We start from the raw sequence: 19,766 nt of genomic DNA, 5'->3' as shown, positions 1-19,766 counted from the left end.
TCTGTTAACGGCTCAGACCGTAATGGATCCGCCGAAATAAAATTATTTATCAAGGAAACAGTCGCCGCAATGAAACGCCTGACTCTATCGTCTCTTCTTGCCGTCGCCATACTTTCAGGCTGTTCAAGCACGGAAGAAGTGGTACCGGACGTACCGCCATCTGAACTTTATGCCACTGCCCAGCAGGCCCTGCAAAGCGGTAGCTGGACAACCGCCATCGAACGCCTGGAAACATTGGATTCCCGTTACCCGTTCGGCGCTTACTCTGAACAGGTTCAGCTTGATCTGATCTATGCCTACTACAAAAACGATGATCTTGCTTTGGGTGAAGCAACGATTGATCGTTTCAACCGCTTGAACCCTGCCCATGAGAAAGCTGACTGGGTATTGTATATGCGCGGTCTGACTAGCATGGCTCAAGACCGAAGCTTTATGCATGACTTGTTCAATATTGATCGCCACGACCGTGATCCAGAACCTGCCCGCAAAGCATTCCGTGACTTCAAACGCTTGCTAGAGCGCTACCCGAACAGCCGTTATGCTGCTGATGCCCAAGCGCGCATGGTCTTTTTGAAAAATCGTCTGGCTGAGTACGAGCTAGCCGCTGCCGACTTCTATCTTCGTCGTGAAGCTTGGGTTGCAGCCGTCAATCGCTCTCAGCTTATTCAGCGCGAGTACCCAAATACAGAGGCTGCCCGTAAGTCTCTGCTGATTATGGAAAGCGCCTACGAAAAACTCGGCTTGAGCGAGCCGCTGGAAAACACCCGCAAGCTTATCGCACTCAACCCAGTTTAATAGACAGATCTCCGACCATAAAAAAACAGCAGCCTAATGGCTGCTGTTTTTTATTAATCTCGGTAGTGATTATCAAAGCGCTAATAACAAGCTGGTCAATTTTAACTCAAGTTATTGTTATAAATCGAAAAAAGCCCCTGAATAGCACCAGCCACCAGCGTTCGTTCTTCCTCCATACTGCCCCAACTTTCTATCTGACGACAAGCACTTTCTTCAAACTTTTTTGCAACAAACAAAGCCTGATCACAGAATTTTTCTGGACAATATTTTAACAATGCAATCGTGATCTTGATCACATTATTGATTCCTGAATTTAGTAATCTGAAGTCAACCCAACGAAGGGTAGCAAAAGAGGAAAGATAATTATGACAGTAGACATTACCGGCAAAAACCTAGATATCACCCCTGCTATCCGTGAGCGTATTGAGTTTAAATTCAAGAAGTTAGAAAAGTATCAAGTTCCACTCATCAGCAAACATGCTGTGATCAGCACTGAGCCAAACCGCCAATTTAAAATTGAAGCATCTGCTGCTATTCCGGGAGGTCAACTAGTCGCCTCAGCAGAGCATGACGATATGTACGGTGCGATTACCGAGGTATACCAGAAGCTGGAACGCCAACTGAACAAACAAGCTCACAAACCAACGGCACGCCGTGCAAGCCACAGCAATAAGCCGCAGATCGAAGAAACAGAAGCCGAAGAAGAAGCATAATTATTCAAGAGGATTTTATAAACAGCCCTGCCCTGCAGGGCTGTTTAGTTTCTGCTTGACAACCCTTCCTAGGCTTAATAATGTTGAGCCATACCTAACCCAAATTCATAATATTTAGTATTTATGCAAATGACCCAACTGTTTTTCTTTAGCTTCTTTTTTATGTCACCTTAGTGGGGGGCTATTCGTTACGCAAGAAACAAGCTAAAGACGAACAGACAGCCTCCTTAACCAAGGGGGCTTTTTTGTATGAATAAGACAGGGAGCGACAATGACAGAACCGCAGTATTCGCTGGACGAGATCCGAACTAACGTCAGCCGTATCGATAACGAAATTCTTAAGCTGCTTGCCGAGCGCCGTCAGCTCAGCCTTGAAGTCGCCAAGAGCAAAATCCAAACCGCCAAGCCCGTGCGCGATCAGACCCGGGAGCAAGAATTACTGCTTCGCCTGATCGAAACAGGCCAGTCATTGCAGCTTGACGCCCAGTACGTTACCCAGATCTTCCATACCATTATTGAAGACTCCGTCTTATTCCAGCAGGCTTTCCTGCAAAAGATCGCCAACCCAGAAAGCCTGCAACCTGTCGCGCGCGTCTCTTTCCTCGGCGCCAAAGGGTCATACTCCAACCTGGCCAGCCGCAGCTATTTTAGCAAGAAACAAACCAAGCTGGTGGAGATCAGCTGTTCGACCTTCCGCGATGTGCTGCATACGGTAGAAATTGGCAATGCCGACTACGGCGTGCTGCCAATCGAAAATACCAGCTCGGGCTCAATCAACGAAGTCTACGACTTGCTGCAGCACACTAGCCTGTCGATTGTCGGTGAGATCAACCAGCCTATCGAGCACTGCCTGCTGGCAGCGGTTGATACCAAGCTAGAAGACATTGATACCCTATACTCCCACCCACAACCGCACCAGCAGTGTAGCGAGTATCTGCACTCAATGGGCAATATCACCCAGGAGTACTGCTCAAGCACTGCAGAAGCAATGAAGCAAGTGGCTGAACTCAAGCTGCCGAACGTAGCCGCTATCGGTAATGCCTCAAGTGGCGAGCTGTATGGACTGACTCCAATCAAGACCAATATTGCCAACCAGCAGGAAAACTACACCCGCTTCATTGTGGTTGCCCGTAAACCGGTGGAAGTCACCTCGCTGATCCCAGCCAAGACCACCCTGACAATGTCGACCGCGCAGAAAGCCGGTTCACTTGTTGAGTGTCTACTGGTACTGCGTAACCTCAACATCAATATGACTAAGCTTGAATCACGTCCAGTCATTGGTAACCCGTGGGAAGAGATGTTCTACGTCGATGTTGAAGAGAACCTGAAATCAGAAGTGATGCAGGAAGCATTGGAAGAGCTGACCCGCCTGACCCGCTTTATCAAAGTACTCGGTTGCTACCCGAGCGAGAACGTCAAGCCAGTTGATCCTGAGACGGGTGATTTGATCTAAGGCTGTAGGTGGCATATTACTGAATAGGATGTCAAAACCTACCCAATAGGGACATTGGGTTGGAGCTACATGGATGTATTTACTGCGATTTTGACATTCCTGTTCAGTGATGTGCCGGTGCTCCCACTAAAGACTACACCCAGTATCAAAATGACGTCTATCTAGATGCAAAGCCAGCTAAAAACAAAAAGCCCACGCACTGCGAAGTACGTGGGCTTTGTTGTTCATGTCGAAGGCGCTTTGCTTAGCGACCTGACGAGGTACGGTGAGTCGAGTCGTTCGCCTGTCTAAGTAATCCCTGGCTCTCGGTTAAAAAATGCTGGGCATAATCCCCAAACCAATTTTCAACCCGGCCAAAGGCCTGCTTGAACGTCTCTTTGTCTTGGTTATCCAGCATCGCAATGGCTTCACCGAAGCGTTGGTGGAAACGCTTGATCATCGCAATATTCTGCGGCGATGACATGATGATATCAGCATACAGCTGGGCATCCTGCGCAAACAGGCGGCCAACCATTGCCAGCTCCAAGCGGTAGATTGGCGAGCTGAGTGACATCAACTGCTCTAGCTTAGGATCTTCCTCTGCTAAGTGAACCCCATACGCAAAAGACGTAAAGTGGCGCAGCGCCTGGATCAAGGTCATGCCTTCATCGTGTTCAATCGCACTGATCCGGTTCAGGGTCGCCCCCCAAATCTGGATCTGCTCCAGCAGCCACTGGTAGCTTTCCGGGTTGCGGCCATCGCAGTACGCAACAACCTGCTTGGCCAAACTGGCAATGTCAGGACCAAACATCGGGTGCAAGCCGACAACCGGCCCACGGTGCACTTCCAACATAGCTTGCAACGGACCACTCTTCACCGACGTTAGATCGGCAAGGATACAGTCTTCCGGCAGGTTGCCCAGCTTGGAAATAATGGTTTCGGTGATATTGATCGGCACCGACACCACCACCATACCGGCATCAGCCAGCAGCTCGTCCGCCCTATCCCAGTCCTGGCTACCCAGTTTGCGTACCTGGTAACCCGACAATTCGAACAGACGGCAGAACAAGCCACCCAATTGACCATGACCACCAACAACCACAATCGGGCGTAGGTCAGGCTTGAGACATTTGAAGCCAGAATCATTTTCACTGGCGTAAGACTCACGCATGGTACGGCGCAGGATATCTTCGATAAGATCCGGCGGAACACCTTTGCTTTCTGCTTCCTGTCGGCGTGAAGCCAACATGGCTGCTTCACGATCTGGGGCATAAATCGGCAAGCCATGCTGACTTTTCACATGGCCGACCTCTTCGACCAATGACAGACGGCGAGCAAGTAGCTCAACCATCTGGCGGTCGACATCATCAATTTGATCTCTTAGTTTACTCAGTTCAGCAACCATCTATGGCTCTCTGCTTTAGGTAGCGAAATTAGTCTTCAACACGCTCTTGAAGGAATGGCGTTAGCTCCTGGTGTGTATGGCGAAGCAGGGTATCTGTCGATTCCCAGTTGATACACGCATCAGTGATAGACACACCGTAAGCCATTTCTCCACGCGGAAGATCCGCACTTTGGTTTCCTTCATTAATGTGGCTCTCCAGCATCAAACCGATAATGGACTTATTGCCCTCACGGATTTGGTGGATCACATCTTCAGCAACCAATGGCTGACGACGGTAATCCTTACGGGAGTTAGCATGGCTACAGTCTACCATCAGCGAAGGAGAAAGACCTGCCGCATTCATCTCGTTTTCACACTCGGTCACAGAGACTGAATCGTAGTTTGTTTGTTTACCACCACGCAGGATAACGTGGCCATCCGGGTTACCTTGGGTATTCAACAGCGCAACCTGACCATCACGGTTGATCCCCATGAAACGGTGGCCCGATGCCGCTGCCTGCATGGCATTGATTGCCGTGCCCAAGCTACCGTCAGTACCATTTTTGAAACCCACAGGCATCGACAGGCCGCTGGCCATTTCGCGGTGAGTCTGGGATTCCGTGGTACGGGCACCGATAGCCGCCCAGCTGAACAAGTCGCCGAGGTACTGCGGACTGATTGGGTCAAGAGCCTCAGTGGCTAGCGGGATGCCCATCTCGACCAAGTCAATCAGTAGCTGGCGACCAATATGCAGGCCTTCTTCCACCTCGAACGAACCATCAAGGTGCGGGTCATTGATAAGGCCTTTCCAACCCACCGTGGTACGCGGCTTTTCAAAGTAAACACGCATAACAATGTACAGCTGATCACTCAGCTCTTCCGATAGTGCTTTTAGCTTCACCGCATATTCTTTGGCGGCTTCAATATCATGGATAGAGCATGGGCCACATACCACCAGCAAACGGTGATCGCGTTTGTGGATGATATCGGCAATCGTCTGGCGAGATTCTCGAATGAAATTTAGGGCGTTGTCACTGACCGGCAGTTTGCTACGAAGCTCCTGTGGGGTGATCAGTACCGACTCGTTTTCAATGTGGACGTTGTTCAACTGGTCTTTTTGCATGCGGGCTTCCCTGTAAACTAATTAATACAAAACTAAAAGAAAAAACAGGACTACCCTGCTGTAAGGCAGACAATAACAGGCTTAAGGTAATAATTGCAACACCATGTAAAGAAAAAAATCCACCGTAAATTAAAATTTACACCCATAGCTTTTTTGGCGGTATCCAACAAAGCCAGTTACCATAATGGCAATGCCCACTCGCACTCCCTATGGCAATGGAACTGATTTTTTCTCTCTTACAGCAGCTCAGCGTGTACCTGGTACTGGCCTACCTGCTTAGCAAAACCCCGCTGTTTATGCCCCTGACCTCAATCTCAGGCCGGCTATCACAGCGTTTTACCTGCTACATCCTATTTTCCCTCTTTTGTATTTTAGGCACTTACTTCGGATTACACATAGAAGATGCCATTGCTAATACCCGAGCAATAGGTGCAGTCATGGGTGGATTGCTCGGCGGACCTGTTGTTGGCTTTGCTGTGGGATTAACCGGAGGCCTTCATCGCTATACCCTTGGCGGCTTTACCGATCTAGCCTGTGCGATTTCCACGACTGCCGAGGGTCTGATTGGCGGGATCATGCACAGTTACTATGTCCGCCGGGGCCAAGCCGACCAGATTTTCCGCCCACAAGTGGTGTTTGTGATCACTTTGGTAGCCGAAATCGTCCAGATGCTGCTCATCCTGGCGGTTGCTCAGCCGTTTGAAAAAGCCCTTGGGTTGGTCAGCGCTATAGCCCTACCAATGGTGATAGCCAACTCTGTAGGCGCGGCGTTTTTCATGAGTATCATCCAAGACCGAAAAACCATTTACGAAAAATACTCTGCGGCATTTTCCAGCCGAGCACTGAAAATTGCCCAGCGATCGGTTGGGATCTTCAGCCAGGGCTTCAATGAAGAGAGCACAAAAAAAATCGCCAAGATCATCTATGAAGAAACCGGTGTAGGTGCCGTTGCTATCACCGACCGAGAGAAGATCCTTGCCTTCATCGGTATCGGTGATGATCACCACTTGCCGGGTACGCCGATATCCTCCGGCTACACCCGCCGCGCCATTGATGGCTGTGAGTTGGTCTACGCCGATGGCTATGATATCCCCTACCAATGCTCACTCCATGAGAAGTGCAAACTTGGCTCCGCCCTAGTGATCCCACTGGTTGGCGGTAACCATGAGGTATTGGGGACTATCAAACTCTACGAGCCAAAACGTAAACTGTTTTCTACCGTCAACCTTACGCTCGGGGAAGGCATCGCCAAACTGCTGTCCAACCAGATCCTAACTGGCCGTTATATCCAGCAACAGAACCTGCTGACCCAAGCAGAGCTGCGTCTGTTGCAAGCTCAGGTAAACCCGCACTTCCTGTTCAATGCGCTCAATACTATCAATTCGGTGGTTAGGCGCGATCCGGACAAGGCCCGCCAGTTAATCCAACATCTATCGCAATTCTTCCGTCGTAACCTCAAGCAAAATATCGAGACGGTAACCCTGCAGGAAGAATTGCAGCACATTCATGCCTACTTAGAAATTGAGCTGGCCCGCTTCTCCGATCGACTCAGTGTTGAAGTGAATGTGGCTAACGAGTTGATGACCATGAAAGTACCCACCTTTACCCTCCAACCGCTGGTTGAAAATGCGATAAAACACGGCACCTCATCGCTGTTGGAAAATGGTAAAATCACCATTAACGGCCTTGTCGAGCAGGATCACGTCATCCTCGAAGTCGAGGACAATGCAGGCAACTATGCCCCTGTCGGGGAAGAAAGCGGCCTTGGCATGAAAATCGTCGACAAACGCCTGAAGAACATGTTTGGTAAACAATACGGCCTAACCATGACCTACCAAGCCCACGAATGGACCCGGGCAACCATTAAACTGCCCGTTGATACCCTCACACACCGTAACGGAGAACATGCGGCATGATTAAGGCCCTTGTCATTGATGATGAAAAATATGCCAGGGAAGAGCTGATCGACCTGCTGGAAGAAAATGGTTCGGTCGAGGTGATCGGCGAGTGCAGTAATGCCATTGAAGCACTGAAGAAAATCAATGCTCTCAAGCCCGATGTTATCTTCCTCGATATCCAGATGCCGCAGATCACAGGTATCGAGATGCTGAGCATGCTCGATCCCGATACCATGCCCAAGGTGGTTTTCGTGACCGCCTATGACGAATATGCTCTCAAAGCGTTCGAAGATAATGCCTTTGACTACCTGCTCAAGCCGGTGGAAACCTGCCGCCTGACAAAGACCATCAAGCGCTTGGTGCGGGAATGCCAACCCGCCGACTACTCACCGCTGATCAGTGACATGTTAGAGTTGATCCCCTGCAGTGGCCACAACCGGATCTTGCTGCTTCGCCCCGATGAAATCGAAACCGCTTTTTCGGATTTGAGTGGTGTTCATGTCGTCAGCAGCGATACCAAAGCAACCACCCAGCTGACGTTGAAAACGCTGGAGGAAAAGACCCCGCTGATCCGTTGCCACCGCCAGTACCTGATCCACCCCACCGCGATCAGGGAGATCAGGCTGCTGGAAAACGGCTTGGCTGAGATTACCACACTCAGCAATCACCAAGTCCCGGTCAGCCGTCGTTACCTCAAGGAGCTCAAAGACCGGTTTGGGTTAAGCTGAGTCCAGAATCACTTGGGACCTTCAAAGTTCATCCAGCGATCGAAGCCTTGCTGCCAGAAGGAGGTGTATAACCCGCCTTCTTCTCGGCGAAACTCACAAGCCCCCCAATCCATTTTGCCTTCCAGCCCAAACTGTTCAAGCTGTTCATAGGAGCAGTATTGATTGATCCCAACTTGATAGCCTTCCTGATAACGGGAGTAATCAGGAGTGTCTGCATCCGCAACCTGTTCGGCACGCTGTGTCAGGCTAGCTTCACTCAATGCCATTTGGCCCCACTTTCCGTCATTGAAACCGATTTGGTACCAATCACCGGCCTCAATCAGGGCATTCCGGGTTGTGCAGCCACTTAACGCGACCAGTACAGTAGCCGCAATCACATTCTGTCTTAAAAGCTTTACCATACTATCAGCCATCCCATACAAAACCTTGCTCTACAATAGCTTAACTTGAATTAATAGAATCTGAATTTTGCTAGCAAAAGCCCCGATGGAGATCACGGATTTAAACTTTACCTGTCACCACTAAACCCTCGGTAAAACCGTTCACCCATTTCGATAAAACCGCTTAATAGTATTATCGACCACTCGCCCTGCCATACAACCACTCAGCCCTTTTGCGGGTGAATCTTGCAGCCAAACGTTTAGGATGGCAGCTATCAAAATAAGTTTTGCGCAGTTGCCGAGGGTGTTGAGGCACGGAACGCAAAGCTATACCAAACCCACTCCAATAGGATTAGAGAGACAAGATATGGCCTGGTTTCTGATGTGTGTCGCAGCGCTAGTAGGTGGCTACTTCATCTACGGTGCGTTCATTGAAAAAGTTTTCGGTATCAACGAAAAACGCCAAACTCCTGCATTTACCAAGCAGGACGGCGTTGACTACGTTCCGATGTCAAACAAGAAAGTTTACCTTGTTCAGCTACTTAACATTGCCGGTGTTGGCCCGATTTTCGGCCCAATCATGGGTGCGCTTTACGGCCCAGCAGCGATGTTGTGGATTGTACTAGGCTGTATCTTCGCCGGTGCGGTACACGACTACTTCTCAGGCATGCTATCAGTTCGTAACGGCGGTGCTTCTGTACCAACCATTACCGGCCGCTACCTGGGCAATGGCGCAAAACACTTTATGAATATCTTTGCCATTGTTCTTCTGCTGCTTGTTGGTGTGGTTTTCGTTTCAGCACCAGCTGGCATGATCACAAACCTTGTGAACGAGCAAACCGGCATGGGCATGTCGATGACAACCATGGTGGTTATCATCTTCGCTTACTACATCATCGCCACTATCGTTCCTGTTGATAAAATTATCGGCCGCTTCTATCCACTATTCGGCGCGCTGCTAATCTTCATGTCTGTGGGCCTTATCACAGCTATCGCCTTCTCTAGCGAGCACACACTGCTTGGCGATTACGAGATGAGCCAGATGTTCACTAACATGAACCCGAATGACCTACCACTATGGCCAGCTCTATTCATCACTATCGCTTGTGGTGCTATCTCTGGCTTCCACGCAACCCAGTCTCCGCTGATGGCACGTTGTATGGAAAACGAGAAGAACGGCCGTTTCGTATTCTACGGAGCAATGATTGGTGAAGGTGTTATCGCCCTTATCTGGTGTGCCCTAGCCCTGTCTTTCTTCGGCTCAGTTGAAGCACTGTCTGACGCTGTTGCCAACGGTGGTCCAGGTAACGTGGTTTACAGCTCGTCTATCGGTCTTCTAGGTGTATTCGGCGGTATCATCGCTTTCCTAGGCGTGGTTATCCTACCAATCACTTCTGGTGACACAGCATTCCGCTCAAGCCGCCTGATCCTGGCTGAGTACTTCAACATGGAGCAGAAGTCACTACGTAATCGTCTACTGATGGCGCTACCTCTGTTCGTTATCGGTGGCATCCTGACTCAAGTTGATTTTGGTATCATCTGGCGCTACTTCGGCTTTGCTAACCAGAGCACTGCAGTAATGATGCTATGGACGGCTTCGGCTTACCTACTACGCCACAACAAACTGCACTGGGTAACGACTGTTCCAGCCATCTTCATGACCACGGTATGTATTACCTTCATCCTGAACAACAGCCAGCTAGGTTTCGGCCTACCGATGATGGTATCGACTATCGCAGGTATCGTAGGTTCACTATCTATCGCCGGCTATGTTATCAAGCGCTCTAAAGGCAAAGGCGAAACAGACCTTGCTGACGAAGAGAATGTCGAAGGCAGCACAGAAACCGCTTAAGTTTTAGTTCCCCCTAAAACACAAAAACCAGCCGCAAGGCTGGTTTTTTTATATCTGGCGATGGGCGATGGGCGATGGGCGATGGGCGATGGGCGATGGGCGATGGGCGATGGGCGATGGGCGATGGGCGATGGGCGATGGGCGATGGGCGATGGGCGATGGGCGATGGGCGATGGGCGATGCAGATCGTTTGCAAAAGCCTGATCCTGTCAAGATCTTGCTTTGGTTCTTTTCTTTTTCACTAGCCTCCGGCCATTATTTCTCTTGCCTTGGTCTATTGCTATTCCGCTAGCCTCTGGCCGGATTTCCCATAGCCTTACTCTAATGTCCTATTGCAAGCCTCTACCCACATTTCCATAGCCGTGTTCTATGCACTTCCACTGGCCTATGGCCCATTGCCTCTAGCCAAACCTACGCCCATAAAAAAAGCCCACCTTGCGGTGGGCTTTTTCAATAAACGTCTTACGCGTCGCGAATTACTTAGAAGTAAGCTTCTCGCGGATACGTGCAGATTTACCTGAACGCTCACGTAGGTAGTACAACTTGGCACGACGTACTGCACCACGACGTTTAACAGTAATGCTGTCAACGATTGGAGAGTGAGTTTGGAACGCACGCTCAACGCCTTCACCGTTCGAGATCTTACGAACAGTAAACGCAGAATGTAGACCACGGTTACGCTTAGCGATTACAACGCCTTCGAAAGCCTGTAGACGCTCGCGGTTACCTTCTTTTACCTTAACCTGAACAACAACAGTGTCACCTGGTGCGAATTCTGGTAGGTCATTTTTCATTTGCTCTTGCTCAAGAGCTTTGATGATATTACTCATTTGGTATATACCCTAGAATAAACTGATACTAAATTAATTAAATGCTTGCTTTATGTTCGCGGATAAACTCCGCCAGCAAGAATTCCTGATCGTCAGTCAGAGCTAGGTTTTCCAGGAGCTCTGGTCTTCTCAACCATGTACGGCCCAGCGATTGTTTCAACCGCCAGCGGCTAATGTCCTTGTGGTTGCCAGACAACAAGACCTTAGGGACTTCCTGCCCGTCCAACACTTCAGGACGCGTATAATGGGGGCAATCTAGCAAGCCATTGGCGAAAGAGTCTTCTTCCGCTGACGCAAAGTCACCCAGTACACCCGGAACAAACCGGACGACTGCATCAACCAAGGTCATGGCTGGTAGTTCACCACCCGTCAGCACAAAATCGCCGATAGACCATTCTTCGTCTACCTCTTGTTGGATAATGCGCTCATCTACCCCTTCGTAGCGGCCACAGATAAGAATCAAGTTCTCGTTCTGTGCCAGCTCCTCAACACCAGCTTGATCAAGCTTACGGCCTTGAGGTGATAGGTAAATCACTTTAGCCTGGCCTTCAACGGATTGTTTGGCAGTGTGAATGGCATCGCGCAAAGGCTGTACCATCATCAACATACCCGGTCCGCCACCATATGGTCGGTCATCAACCGTCCGGTGTTTGTCGTGGGTAAAATCACGAGGATTCCACGTTTCCACTGACAAGAGGCCTTTTTTTACCGCCTGGCCTGTTACCCCAAAATTGGTAATGGCATTAAACATGTCAGGAAACAGGCTGATTATGCCTACCTTCATTTGTTCACCTATTACCGGGGATTAAAATCCAGGATCCCAGTCAACTTCGATCCGCTGAGCAGTGCGATCAATCGACTTGATGACCTGCTCATCGAGGAACGGGATTAAACGTTCCTTCTGGCCAAAAGCATCCTTCAGGTTGGCTTTGACTACCAAAACGTCGTTGGAACCTGTTTCCAGGATGTCAGTGACTTTACCTAGGTCGTAACCTTCGGTAGTGACCACTGTCATTCCATACAACTCACGCCAGTAGAACTCGTCATCTGACAGTGCTGGTAGTTGTTCCGCCAATACGTAGACTTCAGCGTTAGTGAACATCTGTGCATCCTCACGGATATCCAGACCTTCTAGCTTAGCGACTAACCCCTGACCATGGCGTTTCCACGATTCAACGCGGAACTCCTTCCACTCACCCTTAACTTTGATAAACCAAGGCTGGTAGGAAAAAATGCTTTCAGCTTCTTCGGTGTAAGAAAAAACTTTGAGCCAACCCTTGATGCCATAAGTGGAACCAAGTTTCCCAACAACAATGCGGTCTTGTGTACTCATCGCTTCTCTATTACCTGACATGCTAATTAAGCCGCTTTAGCAGCGTCTTTGATTAGCTTAGCTGCGCGGTCAGACACAGTTGCGCCTAGACCAACCCAGTGGTTAACACGGTCAAGGTCAAGACGTAGACGTTCTTCCTGACCCTTAGCTAGCGGGTTGAAGAAACCAATTTTTTCAATGTTACGACCGTCGCGAGCAGCGCGAGAGTCAGCAACAACGATTTGATAGAATGGACGCTTCTTAGCGCCGTGACGTGCCAAACGAATGGTAACCATATCGTCCTCTTTGCATTACTGTAAATGAAATCGGCCCCGCCAGGGATACTAACGGGGCCCGTGCCAAATTAAGCTCGGGAATTTTACTCTTTAAACTGACGAATGCAACCGCTTTAGCTAAATTTTCACCAGTAAAAGTAGGTTGACTTTCCCAAGTTCAATGATTTAGTGGAAGATTGTCGCTTAGCGACCGAACATTCCGCCCATACCACCACCCGGTGGCATCATGCCTTTCATGTTGCGCATCATGTTCTTCATGCCGCCCTTCTGCATCTTCTTCATCATCTTCTGCATCTGGGTAAATTGCTTGAGCAGACGGTTGACGTCCTGCACCTGGGTACCTGAACCCATGGCGATACGCTTCTTGCGCGAGCCTTTGATCAGCTCAGGACGCTCACGCTCTTTTGGCGTCATCGAGTTAATGATAGCTTCCATCTGGTTGAACATCTTGTCGTCAACCTGATCTTTGACATTGTCTGGCAGCTGCGACATACCCGGCAGCTTGTCCATCATGCCCATCATGCCGCCCATGCTCTTCATCTGCTGCAGCTGGCCGCGGAAGTCTTCCAGATCAAAGCCTTTCTTCTCTTTGAATTTCTTCGCCAGCTTCTCTGCTTTTTCCTTGTCGACGTTGCGCTCTAGATCTTCGATCAGAGACAGTACGTCACCCATACCAAGGATACGAGATGCGACACGGTCTGGGTGGAATGGTTCTAGCGCATCGGTCTTCTCACCGATACCCAAGAATTTGATTGGCTTGCCAGTGATATGACGAACAGACAACGCCGCACCGCCTCGCGCATCACCGTCGACCTTGGTCAGGATCACACCGGTAAGTGGCAGGGCTTCGTCAAACGCTTTCGCCGTGTTTGCCGCATCCTGACCCGTCATGGCATCAACCACGAACAGGGTTTCTACTGGATTGATCGCCTTATGGACATCCTTGATTTCGTCCATCATTTCGCTGTCAACATGCAGGCGACCCGCGGTATCGACAATCAGGACATCATAGAATTTCAGCTTGGCTTCAGCGTGCGCGGCATTAACAATGTCAACCGGCTTCTGATCGGGCGTCGACGGGAAGAAGTCTACACCCAAGTCATTCGCTAGGGTTTCTAGCTGCTTGATCGCCGCAGGACGGTAGACGTCGGCAGACACTACCATCACTTTCTTCTTCTGGCGCTCTTTGAGCAGCTTACTCAACTTACCGACACTGGTGGTTTTACCGGCACCCTGTAGACCAGCCATCAAGATAACCGCTGGCGGTTGGCTTGCGAGGTTCAGGTCTTCATTGCCTTCACCCATGACCGCTTCAAGCTCAGCCTGAACGATCTTGATAAATTCCTGGCCCGGAGTCAGGCTCTTCGATACTTCAGTACCTACCGCGCGCTCTTTGACGCGCTTGACGAAGTCACGGACAACAGGAAGCGCAACATCAGCCTCGAGTAACGCCATACGTACTTCACGCAGCGTATCCTTGATGTTGTCGTCCGTCAGGCGACCACGGCCGCTGACATTCTTAAGCGTTCGCGATAAACGCTCCGTTAAATTTTCGAACATGTGCTACTCGCTCGTTACGCAACTAATCGATATGATCTGGCTAGTATAACGCAATCCTTACCCTGCTTTCATGTCCTGACGGACACTTTCACTGTGATATACCCTGATAAAACAGCTTCAGTATGCTATTGATCTCGCTTTATCATGGCGAGAGGGCGGCTAGCAAGGTATAATTGCGAACTCTTACCATCTTAAATAGTTAAGTTTACTATGGATATGTTGATTGCCGTAATGGCGGCATGCCTTTACTTTCTTGCCCTAGGGCTGGTTGTACCGGGCCTTACCAACAACAATGGCATCAAGACCAAACCGGTCTTTGTTTGTGCCGTGGCCGCTATTGCCCTTCATATCCTGCTGCTCAAAGATCTCATTCTGGGTGGGCAGGGACAAAACCTCAGCATTTTAAATGTCGCTTCGTTGATCAGTTTGCTGATTGCCGCCATCACTTCCGGTGCCATGCTAAAAATGCGGGTCTGGTTCCTATTGCCGGTGGTTTACAGCTTTGCCGCAATAAACCTTACGGCCGCCACATTCTTGCCGGGTGCTTTCATTACCCACCTGGAAACCCATCCAGAAGTACTCTTGCACATTTCGCTGGCTCTTTTCTCCTACTCAACCCTGATGATAGCAACCTTGTACGCGATTCAACTGGCTTGGTTGGATCACAAGCTTAAAAACAAGAAGAGCCTGCTGATAAATCCAAACATCCCTCCTTTAATGATGGTCGAGCGCCAGCTTTTCAAGATCATTTTAGTTGGCAATTCACTATTGACTGTTACCTTGGTAACCGGGTTTATTTTCATCCAAGATATGCTGGCACAGGGCAAAACCCACAAGGCTGTATTTTCCCTGATGGCATGGTGTGTCTACTCCGTTTTGCTATGGGGACATTACCAGAAAGGCTGGCGTGGACGCCGTGTGGTCTGGTTCAGCATGGTAGGCGCATTCCTCTTGACGCTTGCCTATTTCGGCAGTCGCTTCGTCAAAGAAATCATTATTGGGGCATAAATCCGTGCCCCATTCATTGACACCCAGAGCGTCTGGGTACAAAGTTCAAGTAACAGAAACGTTAAGGAAATAGGTTTTTGGACGATATATCCACGGGGATTTTATTCTCTCTCCTGATATTACTTCTTGTTATTTCCGGATATTTTTCCGGCTCTGAAACCGGAATGATGTCTCTCAACCGCTATAAGCTGAGACATCTGGCCAACCAGGGACACCGTGGGGCCAAACGGGTAGAGAAGCTCCTTTCACGCCCGGACAGGCTAATTGGCCTGATCCTGATTGGTAATAACCTCGTCAACATTCTCGCTTCAGCCATCGCGACCATACTCGGTATGCGCCTCTATGGTGATATGGGGGTGGCCATTGCCACCGGTGCATTGACCTTAGTGGTGCTGGTATTTGCCGAGGTGACCCCGAAAACCCTCGCCACCCTCTACCCGGAACGCATCTCCTTTGCCAGCAGTATCGTATTGCAGCTACTGATGAAACTGCTCTACCCACTGGTATGGTTTGTCAACGGTATCACCAATGGCTTCCTGCTTTTGTTAGGATTACGGGTAGACAAGTCCAATGACGGTAAGCTCAGCTCGGATGAACTGCGCACGGTGGTGAATGAAGCCGGCGGGCTGATCCCCCGACGTCACCAAGACATGCTGCTTTCAATCCTCGATTTGGAAAATGTCACGGTGGAAGATTTGATGGTGCCGCGTAACGAAATCGCCGCAATCAATGTCAATGACGACTGGAAGTCAATTGTGCGCCAGCTCAGCCACTCTGCCCACGGACGTATTGTGCTCTACCGTGATACCATCGATGAAGTGGTCGGCATGCTACGGGTACGCGAAGCTTACCGCCTAATGATGGACAAGAACGATTTCAGCAAGGAAAACCTGCTTCGAGCGGCGGATGAGGTGTATTTCATCCCGGAGGGCACCCCCCTCAATATCCAATTGCTGAAGTTCCAGCGCAATAAAGAGCGCATTGGCCTGATTGTTGATGAATACGGTGATATTCAGGGCCTGATCACCCTTGAAGATATCCTGGAAGAGATCGTGGGTGAGTTTACCACGTCGATCAGCCCGACCCTGGCCGAAGAAATTACCCCGCAACCTGATGGCAGCCTAATGATTGAAGGCAGTGCCAATATCCGTGATCTAAACAAAAGCCTCAACTGGGGACTTCCTACGGATGGCCCACGTACCCTCAATGGTCTGATCCTAGAGCATCTTGAAGATATCCCAGACAGTCAACTCAGTATTGAAGTGGCCGGTTACCAAATGGAGATCATCGAGGTATCTGACAATATGATCAAACAGGTACGGGTGCTGCCCAACCAGCTGAAGAAGACCGGGTGATCTTACGACCTAACACCCTATTCAACAGAAAAAAGCCGGCAATCGCCGGCTTTTTCATGTCTAAATCAACATTCGCTGAGTGTCTTAACGCTCATTACTTTACGCTAAGCTCTTGCAGCATAGACTCAGGTAACGCCAGCTCATCATTCTTGTTGACCGCAATACCCTGGTCAAGGATATGGCGGGCAATATCCTTGGCATCATCGAGCGAGTGCATGCTGTAAGTTCCGCACTGGTACTCGTTAAGTTCTGGGATCTTGTCCTGCGACTCAACCTTAAGCACATCCTCCATTGCGGCAGTCCAGCTGTCAGCAACCTGCTGCTCGCTAGGCGTACCAATCAAGCTCATATAGAAACCAGTACGACAACCCATTGGTGAGATATCGATGATTTCAACCTGATCGGAATTAAGGTGGTTACGCATGAAACCCGCGTATAAATGCTCAAGGGTGTGGATCCCACGCTCACTCAGGATATCGGCATTCGGGCGGCAGAAACGCAGGTCAAACACCGTAATGGTGTCACCTTTCGGGGTCTGCATCGTTTTGGCTACCCTTACGGCAGGGGCATGCATTCGGGTGTGGTCAACGGTGAAACTATCTAATAGAGGCATTGCTTCCTTACTCCTTGGCCTAGTAACGGGCATCACCAACAGCCCGCAACTTAGAATCGTATTAAAAGTTATATCACAGTGCAGCAACCCAGCAAGTGAGTTTTGCAATCGCCTAGTCGCTAGGAATTAAAACGGCCACCAGCTGCGGTTATCCTCCAACTCCTGACGGCACTGCTTGAGCTGCCAACCATAGTCTTTGGCCTGCTGCTCGACTCGGCGAGATACCCGCAGCAGAGTAGGTTTGGACTTGTAGGTACCACGACGGTAACCACCACGGCCATCGTGATAGGCCAGGTACTGATTGTAGGCATCCCACTTGGAAATCCCGAGCTGGCGCTGGGTTTCATGGGTATACCAACCGATAAACATCAGAGAATCGGCAAAATTAGTACGGGAACCACCATTGCCTGTGGCCTTCTGGTAATCCGACCAAGCGGGATCCTGCGCTTGGGCATAACCATAGGCACTACTCACCCGTCCCCATGGGATGAAGCCCAATACATAGTTCTTGGGAGGCCTGGCATCATGACGATAACTACTTTCCTGTTTCACAAACGCCATGGCAACCTGCATGGGGGTTCCCCACTCATCTTCCATATCCAATGCAGCCTCGTACCATTTCGGGTACTCACGGAAGATATTGCAGAGGTTGGAGTGATCTTTGGGAGGAGGCGTCGCACAGCCAGATAGAATAACAGCACTAAAGAAAATCAGTGCCATTCGAAACATAGGAGGTTTTGCAGCCTTCAATTGGGCAAACATGGAACTTCACGCCATCCTTGTGGTCAGAATATATGATGGCAGCCAAGCGCTGCTATCATCCCTGCGAAATGAATTATCGGGCAGCAAGGTCGCTGCCCTCTTTTTTTATTTTATATCAGCGAAATACTCATCAAGAAACGCATCAAAAGACAGCTCATCGCTATTTTCGATTTGCAGCTGCCGCTCAACAGATGCTACCGCTTCCTGTTCAAACACATCCTCTGAGTAGAACTGGTACTGGCGATCATTTAGGCCATTAGCATGTTCGGTTGCCAAGTTTTCACCTACAGAACCAATGCCATTTTGCGCTCTAATCGCCTCAAGCAATTGGGCCGACAACGTCAGCTCCGGTTGTTCAATCCATGTCTGCAGTCGTGCCAATGTATCTTGGTATACATTATTCCCTGCAGCGACATCCATCGCCTTGGCCACATCAGCCAGTTCAGCAAACACACGGGTACCCCAGTCCTGAACTGACAGGCGCTCGCCGTTACAGCCAATCTTCAGCATTAGATCAGGGTTACGGCCATCAAGTACCACACGGTTCCAGTTGTCACGCCAGCATTCTAGCTCGGCGTCATCCATCGAAGCCGATGGTGACAGAACTGCCCAGGTCAGGAACATATCAAGGAAACGCACCTGATCGGCAGTGATACCAATTGGGCTGAATGGGTTCACATCCAATGAACGGACTTCGATATATTCCACCCCGCCACGGCTCAAGGCTTCAGATGGTTTTTCACCACTCTGTGCCACTCGCTTTGGACGAATCGGTGCATACAGCTCGTTCTCGATCTGCAATACGTTGTCGTTCAGCTGGCGGTATTCACCGTCAACTTTAACGCCAATCTTGGCAAATTCAGCCGATGGAGTACGGATCGCCTTTCTTAGGCCGTCAAGGTATTGCTCCAACCCGTTGAAGCCAATCTTGAGTGAGCTCTGCTCATGGTTGGTGTAACCCAAATCGCTCAGACGCAACGCGGTCGCGTTTGGCAGGAAGTAAGTGCCGCAACCGATCTTTTCGAAATCAAGCTTCGATTCGGTGTTCTCTAGGAAAGATCCACACAACGCAGGCGATGCCCCAAACAGATAAGGGATCAACCAACCGAAGCGGTAATAGTTGCGGATCAAGCCAAAGTAGGCATCGGAAACAGCGTCTTGGCGCTCTTGCTCAGACTGCTCACCAAACAACTCGTCCCAGAAACTGTCCGGGAAGGAAAAGTTAAAGTGCACCCCGGAAATCACCTGCATAATGCTGCCATAACGGCGCTTGAGGCCCTCGCGGTACAGGGTTTTCATTCGGCCACTGTTCGAACTGCCGTACTGGGCCAAAGTGATCTCATCTTGATCCCCCACCACACATGGCATCGACATCGGCCAAAGTTTTTCGTTACCCAGCTTGCTGTAGGTAAACTGATGAATATCGCTCAGCTGCGACAGCAAGTGATCAACATCCTGAGAAACAGGCGTAATAAACTCCAGCAATGGCTCGGCAAAATCTGTCGTCACCCATTTATTGGTCAATGCCGACCCCAGCTCAGCCGGATGCGGCTCACCGGAAAGCTTTCCGTTCGGGGTAATACGCAGGGCTTCACGCTCAAGACCTCGCCCTAGTTGGGTCAGGGCATCAGGATTAGCCGCAACTTTTTGCAGCCTTTGTGAAAAATCCATCACTGTGCTTCTCAATCTTCAACAACTCAGTCCGGTAGATTAATCATAATTGAT

21 protein-coding genes and 1 other annotated feature are annotated in these 19,766 nt (G+C 49.9%); of the genes, 9 read left to right on the top strand and 12 right to left on the bottom strand.

Annotation, left to right across the window (positions count from 1 at the left end; all coding sequences use genetic code 11):
* Positions 1–69 precede the first annotated feature (69 nt).
* Positions 70–795: an outer membrane protein assembly factor BamD gene (gene bamD / locus ACXAD4_RS02770; RefSeq protein ID WP_475238498.1), complete on the top strand. Its 726-nt coding sequence runs from the start codon at positions 70–72 to the stop codon at positions 793–795.
* A 101-nt stretch (positions 796–896) separates the two neighbouring features.
* Here bamD and ACXAD4_RS02765 read toward each other — a convergent pair whose 3' ends face one another.
* Positions 897–1,091 (bottom strand): hypothetical protein, encoded by a 195-nt coding sequence (locus ACXAD4_RS02765; RefSeq protein WP_475238497.1) that lies wholly within the window; start codon positions 1,089–1,091, stop codon positions 897–899.
* Between the two features lie 69 nt (positions 1,092–1,160).
* Between ACXAD4_RS02765 and hpf the strand changes: the two genes are divergently transcribed.
* Both hpf and pheA read left to right on the top strand, forming a co-directional pair.
* The gene (gene hpf / locus ACXAD4_RS02760) at positions 1,161–1,508 is read left to right on the top strand and encodes a ribosome hibernation-promoting factor, HPF/YfiA family (protein ID WP_107300783.1); all 348 of its coding nucleotides are present in this window, start codon (positions 1,161–1,163) and stop codon (positions 1,506–1,508) included.
* Positions 1,509–1,633: 125 nt separating this feature from the next.
* Positions 1,634–1,757 (top strand) — a sequence feature (Phe leader region).
* A 22-nt stretch (positions 1,758–1,779) separates the two neighbouring features.
* A complete protein-coding gene (pheA, locus tag ACXAD4_RS02755) occupies positions 1,780–2,961 on the top strand; it encodes a prephenate dehydratase (protein ID WP_187463891.1) in 1,182 nt (393 codons plus the stop codon).
* Between the two features lie 244 nt (positions 2,962–3,205).
* Here pheA and tyrA read toward each other — a convergent pair whose 3' ends face one another.
* Together tyrA and ACXAD4_RS02745 are read right to left on the bottom strand one after the other, a co-directional pair.
* Positions 3,206–4,345, bottom strand: a complete 1,140-nt coding sequence (tyrA, locus tag ACXAD4_RS02750) for a bifunctional chorismate mutase/prephenate dehydrogenase (RefSeq protein WP_475238494.1) — start codon at positions 4,343–4,345, stop codon at positions 3,206–3,208.
* 28 nt (positions 4,346–4,373) lie between these two features.
* Positions 4,374–5,447: a 3-deoxy-7-phosphoheptulonate synthase gene (locus ACXAD4_RS02745; RefSeq protein ID WP_475238493.1), complete on the bottom strand. Its 1,074-nt coding sequence runs from the start codon at positions 5,445–5,447 to the stop codon at positions 4,374–4,376.
* A 215-nt stretch (positions 5,448–5,662) separates the two neighbouring features.
* On the opposite strand from ACXAD4_RS02745, the gene ACXAD4_RS02740 reads away from it, so the two are divergent.
* Positions 5,663–7,363 carry a LytS/YhcK type 5TM receptor domain-containing protein gene (locus tag ACXAD4_RS02740; RefSeq protein ID WP_475242696.1) on the top strand — a complete coding sequence of 567 codons (1,701 nt, stop codon included), beginning with the start codon at positions 5,663–5,665 and terminating at the stop codon, positions 7,361–7,363.
* Positions 7,360–8,073: a two-component system response regulator BtsR gene (btsR, locus tag ACXAD4_RS02735; protein ID WP_475238490.1), complete on the top strand. Its 714-nt coding sequence runs from the start codon at positions 7,360–7,362 to the stop codon at positions 8,071–8,073. The genes ACXAD4_RS02740 and btsR overlap by 4 nt, the downstream gene beginning before the upstream one ends.
* A gap of 8 nt (positions 8,074–8,081) precedes the next feature.
* Here the strand turns inward: btsR and ACXAD4_RS02730 are convergent, their stop codons facing one another.
* Complete coding sequence (locus ACXAD4_RS02730; RefSeq protein ID WP_475238487.1) at positions 8,082–8,486, bottom strand: DUF2799 domain-containing protein; 405 nt, start codon at positions 8,484–8,486, stop codon at positions 8,082–8,084.
* Positions 8,487–8,820: 334 nt separating this feature from the next.
* On the opposite strand from ACXAD4_RS02730, the gene ACXAD4_RS02725 reads away from it, so the two are divergent.
* Both ACXAD4_RS02725 and ACXAD4_RS02720 read left to right on the top strand, forming a co-directional pair.
* Positions 8,821–10,305, top strand: coding sequence for a carbon starvation CstA family protein (locus tag ACXAD4_RS02725; protein ID WP_475238484.1), 1,485 nt, complete (start codon positions 8,821–8,823; stop codon positions 10,303–10,305).
* 74 nt (positions 10,306–10,379) lie between these two features.
* Positions 10,380–10,550: a hypothetical protein gene (locus ACXAD4_RS02720; RefSeq protein ID WP_475238481.1), complete on the top strand. Its 171-nt coding sequence runs from the start codon at positions 10,380–10,382 to the stop codon at positions 10,548–10,550.
* Between the two features lie 231 nt (positions 10,551–10,781).
* Here ACXAD4_RS02720 and rplS read toward each other — a convergent pair whose 3' ends face one another.
* From rplS to ffh, 5 genes are all read right to left on the bottom strand, one after another.
* Positions 10,782–11,135: a 50S ribosomal protein L19 gene (rplS, locus tag ACXAD4_RS02715; RefSeq protein WP_039468648.1), complete on the bottom strand. Its 354-nt coding sequence runs from the start codon at positions 11,133–11,135 to the stop codon at positions 10,782–10,784.
* Between the two features lie 37 nt (positions 11,136–11,172).
* Positions 11,173–11,919 (bottom strand): tRNA (guanosine(37)-N1)-methyltransferase TrmD, encoded by a 747-nt coding sequence (gene trmD / locus ACXAD4_RS02710; RefSeq protein WP_039468645.1) that lies wholly within the window; start codon positions 11,917–11,919, stop codon positions 11,173–11,175.
* 21 nt (positions 11,920–11,940) lie between these two features.
* Positions 11,941–12,495: a ribosome maturation factor RimM gene (gene rimM, locus ACXAD4_RS02705; RefSeq protein ID WP_475242694.1), complete on the bottom strand. Its 555-nt coding sequence runs from the start codon at positions 12,493–12,495 to the stop codon at positions 11,941–11,943.
* Complete coding sequence (gene rpsP, locus ACXAD4_RS02700) at positions 12,495–12,743, bottom strand: 30S ribosomal protein S16 (protein WP_039468642.1); 249 nt, start codon at positions 12,741–12,743, stop codon at positions 12,495–12,497. The genes rimM and rpsP overlap by 1 nt, the downstream gene beginning before the upstream one ends.
* Before the next feature lie 183 nt (positions 12,744–12,926).
* Positions 12,927–14,303, bottom strand: coding sequence for a signal recognition particle protein (gene ffh, locus ACXAD4_RS02695; RefSeq protein ID WP_475238477.1), 1,377 nt, complete (start codon positions 14,301–14,303; stop codon positions 12,927–12,929).
* Positions 14,304–14,513: 210 nt separating this feature from the next.
* Between ffh and ACXAD4_RS02690 the strand changes: the two genes are divergently transcribed.
* On the top strand, positions 14,514–15,311 hold the full coding sequence (locus ACXAD4_RS02690; RefSeq protein WP_475238475.1) for a cytochrome C assembly family protein: 798 nt from the start codon (positions 14,514–14,516) through the stop codon (positions 15,309–15,311).
* Between the two features lie 77 nt (positions 15,312–15,388).
* Positions 15,389–16,666, top strand: coding sequence for an HlyC/CorC family transporter (locus tag ACXAD4_RS02685; RefSeq protein ID WP_475238472.1), 1,278 nt, complete (start codon positions 15,389–15,391; stop codon positions 16,664–16,666).
* Positions 16,667–16,760: 94 nt separating this feature from the next.
* Here ACXAD4_RS02685 and luxS read toward each other — a convergent pair whose 3' ends face one another.
* From luxS to gshA, 3 genes are all read right to left on the bottom strand, one after another.
* Complete coding sequence (gene luxS / locus ACXAD4_RS02680) at positions 16,761–17,279, bottom strand: S-ribosylhomocysteine lyase (RefSeq protein WP_317524351.1); 519 nt, start codon at positions 17,277–17,279, stop codon at positions 16,761–16,763.
* Positions 17,280–17,405: 126 nt separating this feature from the next.
* On the bottom strand, positions 17,406–18,008 hold the full coding sequence (locus ACXAD4_RS02675; protein WP_475242692.1) for a transglycosylase SLT domain-containing protein: 603 nt from the start codon (positions 18,006–18,008) through the stop codon (positions 17,406–17,408).
* A 138-nt stretch (positions 18,009–18,146) separates the two neighbouring features.
* On the bottom strand, positions 18,147–19,715 hold the full coding sequence (gene gshA, locus ACXAD4_RS02670; RefSeq protein ID WP_475238469.1) for a glutamate--cysteine ligase: 1,569 nt from the start codon (positions 19,713–19,715) through the stop codon (positions 18,147–18,149).
* Positions 19,716–19,766: the final 51 nt, after the last annotated feature.

It is taken from the genome of Photobacterium sp. AWH4_225, assembly GCF_056158405.1.
This window is presented reverse-complemented; position numbering and strand designations above follow the sequence as displayed.